Source organism: uncultured Rhodococcus sp. (assembly GCF_963525155.1).
GTDB lineage: Bacteria > Actinomycetota > Actinomycetes > Mycobacteriales > Mycobacteriaceae > Rhodococcus_F > Rhodococcus_F qingshengii.
Map to the genome: position 1 here is coordinate 1 of NZ_CAURKP010000170.1, position 10,884 is coordinate 10,884.

General features: G+C 64.0%; 9 protein-coding genes and 1 pseudogene. 5 read left to right on the forward strand and 5 right to left on the reverse strand.

Annotated features, from left to right (window positions below; translation table 11 throughout):
- Positions 1 to 148: 148 nt before the first annotated feature.
- On the reverse strand, positions 149 to 526 hold the full coding sequence (locus RWT78_RS24040) for a DUF952 domain-containing protein (protein ID WP_209922846.1): 378 nt from the start codon (positions 524 to 526) through the stop codon (positions 149 to 151).
- Between the two features lie 234 nt (positions 527 to 760).
- On the opposite strand from RWT78_RS24040, the gene RWT78_RS24045 reads away from it, so the two are divergent.
- Positions 761 to 952, forward strand: coding sequence for a hypothetical protein (locus RWT78_RS24045; protein WP_003942643.1), 192 nt, complete (start codon positions 761 to 763; stop codon positions 950 to 952).
- Positions 953 to 1,085: 133 nt separating this feature from the next.
- Here the strand turns inward: RWT78_RS24045 and RWT78_RS24050 are convergent, their stop codons facing one another.
- Positions 1,086 to 2,864: a DEAD/DEAH box helicase gene (locus tag RWT78_RS24050; RefSeq protein WP_116058148.1), complete on the reverse strand. Its 1,779-nt coding sequence runs from the start codon at positions 2,862 to 2,864 to the stop codon at positions 1,086 to 1,088.
- Between the two features lie 256 nt (positions 2,865 to 3,120).
- Here RWT78_RS24050 and RWT78_RS24055 point away from each other — a divergent pair, with 256 nt between their 5' ends.
- Positions 3,121 to 4,383, forward strand: coding sequence for a YihY/virulence factor BrkB family protein (locus RWT78_RS24055; RefSeq protein ID WP_314681454.1), 1,263 nt, complete (start codon positions 3,121 to 3,123; stop codon positions 4,381 to 4,383).
- On the opposite strand, the gene RWT78_RS24060 is transcribed toward RWT78_RS24055, so the two are convergent.
- Positions 4,356 to 4,592, reverse strand: coding sequence for a DUF3039 domain-containing protein (locus tag RWT78_RS24060; protein ID WP_003942602.1), 237 nt, complete (start codon positions 4,590 to 4,592; stop codon positions 4,356 to 4,358). The genes RWT78_RS24055 and RWT78_RS24060 overlap by 28 nt on opposite strands.
- A gap of 83 nt (positions 4,593 to 4,675) precedes the next feature.
- Between RWT78_RS24060 and RWT78_RS24065 the strand changes: the two genes are divergently transcribed.
- The 3 genes from RWT78_RS24065 to RWT78_RS24075 all read left to right on the forward strand — a co-directional run bounded on the left by RWT78_RS24065 (position 4,676) and on the right by RWT78_RS24075 (position 7,692).
- Positions 4,676 to 5,035: a DUF3099 domain-containing protein gene (locus RWT78_RS24065; RefSeq protein ID WP_003942638.1), complete on the forward strand. Its 360-nt coding sequence runs from the start codon at positions 4,676 to 4,678 to the stop codon at positions 5,033 to 5,035.
- A 26-nt stretch (positions 5,036 to 5,061) separates the two neighbouring features.
- Positions 5,062 to 6,561, forward strand: a complete 1,500-nt coding sequence (locus RWT78_RS24070) for a methyltransferase (RefSeq protein ID WP_211920258.1) — start codon at positions 5,062 to 5,064, stop codon at positions 6,559 to 6,561.
- Between the two features lie 159 nt (positions 6,562 to 6,720).
- Positions 6,721 to 7,692 carry a sigma-70 family RNA polymerase sigma factor gene (locus RWT78_RS24075; RefSeq protein WP_314681457.1) on the forward strand — a complete coding sequence of 324 codons (972 nt, stop codon included), beginning with the start codon at positions 6,721 to 6,723 and terminating at the stop codon, positions 7,690 to 7,692.
- A 124-nt stretch (positions 7,693 to 7,816) separates the two neighbouring features.
- Here the strand turns inward: RWT78_RS24075 and RWT78_RS24080 are convergent, their stop codons facing one another.
- Both RWT78_RS24080 and RWT78_RS24085 read right to left on the reverse strand, forming a co-directional pair.
- On the reverse strand, positions 7,817 to 10,528 hold the full coding sequence (locus RWT78_RS24080) for a GNAT family N-acetyltransferase (protein ID WP_314681459.1): 2,712 nt from the start codon (positions 10,526 to 10,528) through the stop codon (positions 7,817 to 7,819).
- Positions 10,521 to 10,884, reverse strand: a pseudogene (locus RWT78_RS24085) (acetoin utilization protein AcuC); the annotation flags it as partial. The pseudogene RWT78_RS24085 and the gene RWT78_RS24080, both read right to left, overlap by 8 nt.

A 10,884-nucleotide genomic window follows, 5' to 3' on the forward strand; every position in this document is an offset into this window, starting at 1 on the left:
GAAGACAGAACAAAATCCTTGCGCGTCCCGATCCCCGGTAGTGGGGTGACTTCTACGTTCATATACCAACGGTAGCGCCGATCGGTGACCTGCATCGCGGGAGGGCCGTTATCCGCGGGGAGCACTTCGCGGCGAGCGAACCGGCGACCTACCGAACCGGCGAAAACACGCCGTTCTCGTCCGGAAAATACTCGACGACAGCGGTGACGGCTGCGACGGGAATCGGGGCGTACAGATGCGGGAATCGCATCGATTCCGGGTCCGAGGGGACACCCGGTTCGTACTTGACCTGACCGCCGAGCAAGGCCGGATCGATAGCCAGAAGGACTATGTCGTCACGGCCGGCAAAGATCCGATTGGCCGGGAGATGAACTTGCGCCGGAGTCGACATGTGGACAAATCCCTCCGCCTCGAATCCGTCGGGGATACGTTCACCGAGCTGTTGTGCCCGCGCCCACTCCTCGCGCGTGCACATGTGGAGCAACTCGACGCTCTCGTCGACAAGTGGTTCGCGTCCCGGGTTCATACGACCAGAATATCGGGCTGAGGTCGGCGATCCGAATCAGCTGTCAGCGAACAATCTTCACCCGAGAATGCCTGCCCAGCGCATTTCCAGTGAGACACAACACTAAGAAACGCCTTCGGGAACAACCCGTAAACCCCAAACGTCTGTAAGAGTGGATCTACCGCGCCATTCCGACGCGGCGGACCAGGCCCCAGGCACGCGGCCCGAATGCCGCAAAGCCAGTACGGAGGAGTCATGCCCGGAACACTGACCAGCCCACAGTTGACCGCTGCCGACCGGTGCGACCGGTGCGGTGCCGGAGCACGCGTACGCGCCGTGCTTCCCACCGGCGGCGAGCTTCTCTTCTGCGGACACCACGCAACCGAACACGCGGATCGACTTCGCGAGATGAATGCCGTCGTCTCCGAAAGCGAACCCGCAATCTGACCTGTCAGCCGGGGGTGGCCTCTTCACGAGGCGCGCCATGAACGCCAGAACGGGCGATCACAATCACTGTGATCGCCCGTTCTGCCGTTCCGGGGCCGCAAGCACGCGAAGCGTGCGGGACCGGTATCGGCTGCTACCAGCTGCGGAGAATCGCGATGCGTTCGGTCAGCTGATCGACAGTAGCGATGGCCGTCGGCGGACCGCCGCACACCCGGCGCAGTTCCGCGTGAATGATGCCGTGCGGCTTACCGGTGCGGTGGACGTTCATCGCCACCAACCCGTTGAGCTCCTTGCGGAGCGCTCCGAGCTGATCTGCCGTGGCCGCTCGATCGGATACCACTGCCGCCGTGGGTTGCGGGGCGGGAGCCTTGGCCGAGTTGGCCTCGACCTGTGTCTGCTGGCGTTGACGCAGCAACGCCCGCATCTGATCGGCGTCGAGTAGACCTGGCAGACCGAGGTAGTCGGCTTCCTCGTCACTTCCGGCGAATGTCGCGGTACCGAAGGATGATCCGTCGTAGATCACCTGGTCGAGTTCGGCATCGGCGCCCAGGGACGTGAACGCCTTCTCCTCCTCGCCCAGCTCGTCCTTCTGCTTGTTCGCATCGGCGAGCAGGTCGTCTTCGAGGCCGTCCTTCTCACGATGCGGCTTGCCGAGTACGTGATCACGCTGGGCCTCGAGCTGTGCGGCAAGGTCGAGAAGCACCGGCACCGACGGCAGGAAGACGCTGGCAGTTTCGCCCTTACGACGCGAACGTACGAAGCGCCCGATCGCCTGAGCGAAGTACAGCGGAGTCGACGCGCTGGTCGCGTACACACCGACCGCCAGACGGGGAACGTCGACGCCCTCGGACACCATGCGGACCGCGACCATCCATTTCTGGTCGCTCGCACCGAATTCGGCGATTCGCTTGGACGCGGTGGGGTCGTCGGACAGCACGACAGCCGGCTGTTCGCCGGTGATCGCGGTCAGGGCCTTCGCGTACTCGCGGGCCACTGTCTGGTCCGTCGCGATGACAAGTCCGCCGGCATCGGGCATACCGGTACTGCGCAGCTGCGCCAAACGGGTGTCTGCTGCTTGCAGCACGGCAGGAATCCAGTCGCCGGCAGGGTCCAAGGCCGTACGCCAGGCCCGAGTCGTCTGCTCGGCGCTCAGCGGCTCGCCGAGTCGAGCGGTGAATTCCTCGCCGGCGTTGTTTCGCCACCGTGCCTCGCCCGAGTAGGCGAGAAACACGACGGGGCGAACCACGCCGTCCTTGAGGGCATCCGAATATCCGTAGGAGTGGTCGGCTTTCGAGCGGAGCAGACCTTCCTTGTCCGGCTCGTACTCGACAAAAGGAATGGCACTGTCGTCACTGCGGAACGGGGTTCCGGTCAGTGCGAGACGCCTGGTCGCGTCGCCGAACGCTTCACGAATGGCGTCGCCCCAGCTCTTGGCGTCGCCGCCGTGGTGGATCTCGTCGAGGATGACCAGCGTCTTGCGGCCCTCGGTCCGCACACGATGCTTCGACGGGTGCGAGGCAACCTGGGCGTAGGTCAGCACGACGCCGTGATAGTCACTCGAGGTCTGGCCGGTCGAGTTGGAGAACCGCGAGTCCAATGCGAGGCCGGAGCGCTGTGCGGACTCCGCCCACTGGTGTTTGAGGTGCTCGGTCGGCGCCACGACGGTTATCTGGTCGACCGTCCGGTCACGGAGCAATTCCGAAGCTACCCGCAGAGCGAAGGTGGTCTTACCTGCTCCCGGCGTTGCGACCGCCAGAAAGTCACGCGGACTGCTGGAAAGGTACTTGGTCAGTGCACGGCGCTGCCATGCACGAAGGGAACCGGTAGGGGCGCCAGGTTGGGTTCCCGCGGATTGAGCTCCGGCGGGTTCGGGCGACTTGCCGAACTCGGCTGCCACGGTCTCAGACGTCATAGGCCGCGCCTCCACTGGAATCGCACTGTTGTCTCGCGCTCCTCGAATTTTCATCAATGTCCGGCGACGAGCCTAGCCGCCGCCACCGACGAAAGCCGCACTCGAAGCGCGTACTCATGGCCGTTCTCACTCCGGCCGGCGAGGTTTCGCTTCTCTCGCGTCCTGCCGACCTGCACGCGAATTGTCTCAGAAATGTGCGACACGTCGGCGCCATGGTTGGGCAACCGGGTGTGTCGTCAGGGATGCTGGAGACATCATGAGTGAAGCGCGAGGCGAGAAGTCGAGCGGAAGTGATCTGCACCACCGCAGATGGCATCCGCTACGCCGCACCGGGCAGTTGATCGGTCGAACCCTGAGCAAGGCCTGGGACGATTCCATCTTCGGAAAGGCGGCTACGGCCGCGTTCTGGCAAACGCTGTCGCTTGCTCCCCTGCTGCTCGGCCTTCTGGGAATGATCGGCTACATCGGTGGGTGGTTCGGACCCAACACCGTCGAGATCATCGAATCCAAGATCGTCACGTTCAGCGGAACGATCTTCAGCGAAAGCGTCGTCGACCAGATCATCCGCCCGACGGTGACGGACGTCCTTCAACGCGGACGACCGGAGATCATCTCGGTGGGCTTCCTGCTCTCCCTGTGGGCGGGATCATCGGCGATCAGTACGTTCGTCGACTCGATCGTGGAAGCACACGGTCAGCAGGATGCGCGCAATCCCATCTGGCAGCGCATCTTCGCCCTGCTGCTCTACGTGATGTTCCTGGTGATGGCGGTGTTCATCCTGCCGCTGGTAGCTCTGGGGCCGACGCTCGTCGGGCGAGCACTGCCGGCCTCCTGGTACGTGGTCGGATCGAATCTGGTCGACACGTTCTACTACCCTGCTGTCGGTCTGCTGGTGATCATCGGCCTCACGACGCTGTACAAGGTCGCTCTGCCGAAGTCGCTGCCGTGGCATCGGCTGCTCGCGGGCGCCCTGGTCGCGGGTGTGTTCTTCATGGCCGCCAGCACCGGATTGCGCTGGTACCTGGGATTCGTCACCAGCACCGGCTACACGTACGGCGCGTTGGCAACGCCGATCGCGTTTCTGCTCTTCACATTCTTCCTCGGTTTTGCCGTCGTCCTCGGCGCCGAGTTCAACGCGACTGTTCAAGAGTTCTGGCCGGCTCGTGCCACCCGGATGGAGCAGATGCGAGAGTGGCTTGCGGCTCAGAACACCGACGAAAAGACCGGTCCGGTCACCAACCTGACCTGGCACCTGGCCACCAGCCCGATCCGCATCTCGGGCGACAAAGCGGATCCGGCCACGGTCCCCTCGTACGGGCGGCCCCGCAGCAGACAAACGGAGAGCAGACAATCGGGGTCGCGCCAGAACTCCTGCGTAGACCAAGAACCCTGCGACGAACCGCAGGCAGACGCCAAGGGCCCGGCGGCCGACTGCGTCGAGGCTGTCGATCCGCCGAGCTCCGGAAGTACTGCCGCTCGCGTGACCCGAGGTCAGTCGCCCTTGCGGAGTCCTTCGTAAATCTTCTTGCAGTCCGGGCACACCGGTGATCCCGGCTTGGCGGACTTCGTCACGGGAAACACCTCACCGCACAGCGCGACGACATGGGTTCCCATGACGGCGCTCTCGGCGATCTTGTTCTTCTTCACGTAGTGGAAGAACTTCGGGGTGTCGTCGTCGGTCGTTTCGTCGGTGGAGACGTCGGGACGTTCCTTGGTTTGAGTGCTCACCCCTCCAATAATGCCGTCTCCGTCACAGCGGTGCGACCCACGGGTCGTGTGCAATTGTCGGCCGAGAGTGGAACAGTGGAGTCATGGCACGAAATGGCGCGTTCGGCAGGTCCGACGAGGCCGGGACTCCCGACAATCCCGTACTGATCACCGAAGCGCAGCAGTCCGTCGAAGAACAGCACAAAGCCCGAGTGCGCAAGTACATGATCATCATGTCCTTCCGGTTCCCGGCGTTGATCCTCGCGGCGATCGCGTACGGCATCTGGGCCAACGCCTGGATCTCGATGCTCATCATCGGTGCATCCATTCCGCTTCCCTGGATCGCCGTCCTGATCGCCAACGACCGACCACCGCGCACCAAGGACGAACCGAGTCGATACGACGGACGAAAGAAGACCGCAGGCGAGATCGAATCCGCGACGCACCACACCATCGAAGGCTGACAAGTTCCGCCTGCGAGAATGACGGGGTGAGAAGCGAAACGCTCCTGTCCATCACCCCTGCGCTGCGTGAGGCTCTGCTTCGCAATCGATTCGACACCGGAACCATGCTCGAGGCGTTGGGTCCCGAAGTTCACGCTGCTCTCGGCCGAAGTGAGCCGGTGCCCGTGCGCCGCGCCACCCGAGAACTCGGGGACCTGGGCGTTCTCATCAGACTGTTCCTTCTCGCCGATGACTGCCCGGCGGGCGACGTCGCCGCGGCGCTGGCTCCGCTGACAATCGCGCAGTGCGTCGACGCCGGTCTGCTCGAAGGTGAGAACTTCGACAGTGAGAATCCGCTCGTGCGGGCCGCGGTGGATCTTCGCCCCATCGACGTCGGCGACGGCGATCGTTGGGTGATCTCGGATCTCGACGGCGGAATCCGTCCCAAGAAGGCCACGGCCGATCATGTGCTGGGCGTCGGGCATGCGTCACTGTCCTTGCTGCAGGCCACGCCCACCGCGAGGGTCGGCAGCGTGCTCGACCTCGGTACGGGATGCGGCATCCAAGCCCTGCACGCGAACACGTACGCCGATTCGGTCACCGCAACCGACATCAATCAACGCGCTGTCGACCTCACGGCAGCAACCATGGCCCTCAACAGACTGGACGTCGAACTCCTTCAAGGGTCCTGGTTCGAACCCGTCGAGGGTCGAACCTTCGACCAGGTGGTCGCCAATCCGCCGTTTGTCGTCGGCGAGGCACGCGTCCATCACACGTACCGCGATTCCGGCCTCGATCTCGACGGTGCGAGCGAATTGATGATCTCGCAATCGATCGACTACCTGAACCCCGGCGGCACGGCAGCTCTGTTGGCGTCCTGGGTGCACGTCGAAGGGCAGGACTGGCGGTCGCGGATCGCGTCGTGGCTGCCGGCCCACGGCGTCGATGCCTGGGTGGTCCAGCGCGATGTCGCGGATCCGGCTCTGTATGTAGGCACGTGGCTCAAGGACGGCGGGCAGGATCCTCGAGATCCGGAAACGGCATCGAGAGCAAACGCCTGGCTGGATCACCTCGAAGAAGCCGATGTCGAGGGCGTCGGCTTCGGTTTCGTGTTCCTTCGCCGCACCGACTCCCCCACCGACCTGATGGCCGAGGACCTCATGCACGGCTTCTCGGACCCGCTCGGGGCCGAGGCGCTCGCATACTTCGACCGTCTTGCCTGGTTGCGTGAACACGACGTCCTCGAGGAACGCTTCGTCCTCGATCCGGACACGGCTCTCGAACGCGTCTACCTCCCCGGTGACGAGGGATGGCAACAAGTGGTCACGCGTGTGCACCGCGGCAACGGACCGCACTGGCAGCACGAGATCGACGAGCTCGGTGCTGCGCTGTTGGCCGGACTCCGAGCGGATGGACTGGTGGTCGACGAATTGATCGAACTTCTTGCCGCGGCGAACGGCGAAGACCCGGACCAGCTACGTGAGGCCGTCGTCACAATGATGGTCTCGCTGGTTCGACACGGGTTGGTGCTTCCCGTCACGAACTGAGTTCCCGGTGAGTTGCAGATTTTTGTGTTCTCAGCAACTTCTCAGGACGACTGGGAAATAACTGCAGGTCACAGCGATTTAGTGGAAATCGGCACGGGAACTTTCCCGGAACTCTCACACGTTGAACTGTGTGAGAGACCGCCGATAGGGAGGCAAGTCATGACAAGCCCCAGCACCACTACTCGCATTCGTCCGAGCGCCGCAGATCTGGACGCCCAGAGCCCGGCCGCAGACCTGGTCCGCGTCTACCTGAACGGGATCGGTCGTACTGCACTGCTGACAGCAGCAGACGAGGTCGAACTGGCGAAGCGAATCGAAGCGGGGCTGTACGCCAGCCACGTTCTTGCCACGGGAAAGCGCCTGACAGTCGCCAAGAAGAGGGATCTCGCAACGATCGTTCGCGAGGGACAGTCAGCGCGTAGCCACCTCCTGGAAGCGAACCTGCGACTCGTCGTGTCGCTGGCCAAGCGCTACACCGGCCGCGGCATGCCGCTCCTCGATCTGATTCAAGAAGGCAACCTCGGACTCATCCGTGCGATGGAGAAGTTCGACTACACCAAGGGCTTCAAGTTCTCGACCTACGCCACCTGGTGGATCCGTCAGGCGATCACCCGCGGAATGGCTGATCAGAGCCGCACCATCCGGCTCCCAGTCCACCTCGTGGAGCAGGTCAACAAGCTCGCCCGCATCAAGCGCGAACTGCACCAGCAGCTCGGGCGAGAAGCCACGGACGACGAGTTGGCCGAAGAGTCGGGCATCCCGGCGCACAAGATTGCCGACCTGCTCGACCACAGCCGCGACCCGGTAAGCCTGGACATGCCTGTGGGCAACGACGAAGAAGCGCCCTTGGGCGATTTCATCGAAGATTCCGAGGCGACCTCGGCCGAGAACGCCGTCATCGCCGGTCTGCTGCACAGCGATGTGCGCAGCGTGCTCGGGACGCTCGACGAGCGGGAGCAGCAGGTCATCCGACTTCGCTACGGTCTCGACGACGGCCAGCCCCGCACCCTCGATCAGATCGGCAAGCTCTTCGGCCTCTCGCGTGAGCGGGTTCGTCAGATCGAGCGTGAGGTCATGGGCAAGCTCCGCGTCGGTGATCGCGCCGAGAAACTGCGGTCCTACGCGAGCTGATCAAACAACACAGCACGTGCGTCAGCGCGCCACACCACTCGCGCGGACGCACCGCACAAAGCACCGGCCACCGCTACTTCCCTCCCCCTCGGGAATGTGCGGTGGCCGGTGTTGTTCGCTGTGTCTACCGCAGCCGCCTGGGCCCCAGGTCGATTGCGCTCGGCTCAGGTCCGATTCGGACACGTGAATCGGTGATCTCCGCGCCGGTAGCCGAAGCGAGTACCGGCTCACAGGCCAGTTCGCGGACTTCGGGAATGTCGTCGGCCAGCGCCGAGTAGCGCTGGACCAGATAAACCAACGCACCCTTGTTGACCGGAACGGCGTTGCGGTATCCGGAGAGAAGCGGCGCGGCCTTGGGCGCGTCGATCAATTCCGTAGCAGCGTCCTCGGTGAGAGGCAGTACGCGATAGGCACGGTCACCGAGGAGATCGGAGATCACACCGGCAAGCCCGAACGAGATCAGCGAACCGAACGACGGGTCGTCTTGGACACCAACCACACATCCGATGCCCTTGGTTGCCATTTTCTGCACGTGCAGCAGCGGTTCACCCGACGCTGCCGCAAGATCTCGGTAAGCGAGGCGCACCGATTCCGGTCCACTCAGATCCAGCCTGACACCGCCCAGATCCGGTCGGTGTCGCCACATTTCGCCGGTTGCCTTGACCGCGACCGGGTAGCCGACAGCATCCGCTGCCTCTACTGCTTCGTCTTCGCTCAGGACCGAACGGAATTCGACGACGGCGACCCCGTAACACTCGAGCAGCGCCGCCGCTTCCACATCTGAAAGCCAACGGCCAGGAGAGTTTTCAAGCCAATCTGCCACCATCTTCTGGGCTCGCTCGGAGTCGATACCCACGGGGCGAACCACCTTCGACGCAGGCTTGCTGCGCCACTCCGCATATCGCCAAGCCCTCGCCAACGCCAGGGCGGCACGCTCCGGCCCCGGGTAGGACGGCACCGAACCGCGGGTCGGGTTACCGACTTCGTCACGAACTGCCAGGACGTCCGGCACACCCTCAGCTGCGAGGAACGTGGTGAGAATCGGCTTGTCCGAGCCTGCGACGGCGTCCTTGAGTGCTTTCGCGAACGGCTCGACCGGAATGGCGACCGGAGGAACGAAGACGGCGATGACGGCATCGACGTCGAACGACGCCAAAGCGTCGCGCACGGCAGTGGCGAACAGTTCCGGACTCGCCTGGGCGCCGAGGTCGACCGGGTCGCTGACCTGCAGACCTTCACTGCGGGCCGCGTCCGCAGCAAGGACACCGAGCGCGGTCGAGTTGCCGATGACCGCAAGCCGGGGGCCGGCGGGCAACGGTTGGTATCCGAAGAGCAAGGCGCAGTCGAACAATTGTGAAATGGACCCGACCTGAATGACGCCCGCCTGTTCGAAGAGGGCGCGGACGATCGAATCGTCGATCTCGACTCCGGTGGCGGCGAGCACCGGCGGAACCGCGTGCCGACCGCTCTTCACTGCGACGATCGGCTTCTTCCGCGCAACTCGACGGGCGATGCGAGAGAACTTCCGTGGGTTGCCGAAGCTCTCCAGATAGAGAAGGACCACTTCGGTGGACTGGTCGGAATCCCAGTACTGCAGAAGGTCGTTACCCGAGACGTCCGCACGGTTACCGGCGGAAACGAAGGCGGACAATCCGATTCGGCTGCGAGCGGCTTCGTCGAGAATGGCGATACCGAGCGCGCCGGACTGACAGAAGAAGCCGACGTTGCCTGCCACCGGCAAGACCGGCGCGAGCGTCGCATTCAACGAAATCGCCGGGTCGTTGTTCGCGACACCCAGCGCATTCGGGCCGATGAGGCGCATACCGTGAGCGCGCGCTGCATGGACCAGTTTGCGTTCGGACGAGCGCCCGTCCGGACCACTCTCACTGAAGCCCGACGAGACGACCACCAGCGCTTTGACGCCCTTGTCGAGGCAGTCGTCGAGTACCGAATTGATCGATTCTGCAGGTACAGCCACGACGGCGAGATCGACGTCGTCGGGGATGTCACGAACCGTCGGATATGCCCGAACGCCGTGTACCGAACGATGCTCCGCGTTGACGGGATAGACCGGTCCGGTGAATCCGCCGCGCAGCAGGTTGGTCAACACCGCGTTACCCACTTTGGCCGGGTCCGCTGATGCGCCGATCACCGCCACCGATCGCGGGCTGAGCACGTTTCCCATACTGCGGGCCTCAGCTGCCCGCTCACGCGAATTACGTACTGAAACAAGCGCTTCCGTCGGGTCGATCGCGAATTCGAGTCTCAGCACGCCACCGTCGAAAGAGCGGCTCACCTGATACCCCGCCTCACGGAACACCGTCACCATGTTGCGGTTCTCGGAGAGGACCTCGGCGACGAACATCGTCAGACCGTTCTCGGCCGCTGCCGCTGCCAGGTACTCGAGCAGGATCGGGCCGAGGCCGCGCCCCTGGTGTGCGTCGGCGACGACGAAGGCGACCTCGGCAGACTTTCCGTCACCGACGTCGAGCAGTCGCTCGTATCGACCCACCGCGATGATCTCGTCGCCGAGCATCATCACGAACGCCACGCGGTTGTGGTGGTCGACCGTCGTGAAGTTCTTGACGTCGCGCGCCGACATCGTGGGGTACGGGCCGAAGTAGCGCAGATACCGGGTGCGCTCGGAGAGTTTGCCGTGGAATTCGACGAGCTTGTCCGCATCTTCGGGAACGATGGGTCGCAACGCCACCGCTCCGCCGTCGGAGGCGAGAACATCGACTACCCAGGAATGGGGATAGGTGTGAGCGGGGTCGGTCTTCGGCGCCTGGCCGCTCGCCTCGCCGCCGGCAGCTTCGGTATCGGACTGTTCAGTCACGGGGATCCTCCGGGTCGAGTCCGAGTAGCGGGAACGAAGCGCGACGTGTCGCGATGATCGCCGAGTCGATACGGGTGAGTGCACGGTCCACCGAGGCGACACCTGTCTCCGGTGTACCACCCGGGCCGTCCCACGGCGTGTATGCGACATCACCGCCGTCCCCCATGGTCGGCGGGAGGTCGACGCTCGGCGCTCGCAGCTTCGTCGATTCCTTCCAGTCTTCCGGGACAGCGGTGTCGACGTCGATCTCGCGATCGAGCGCTGCAGCGATCAAGTGAGTCCATGCCCTCGGCACGACGCGCACCAGTCCGTATCCCCCGCCTCCGACTGCCAGCCACCGCCCCTCGGAGTCGCGG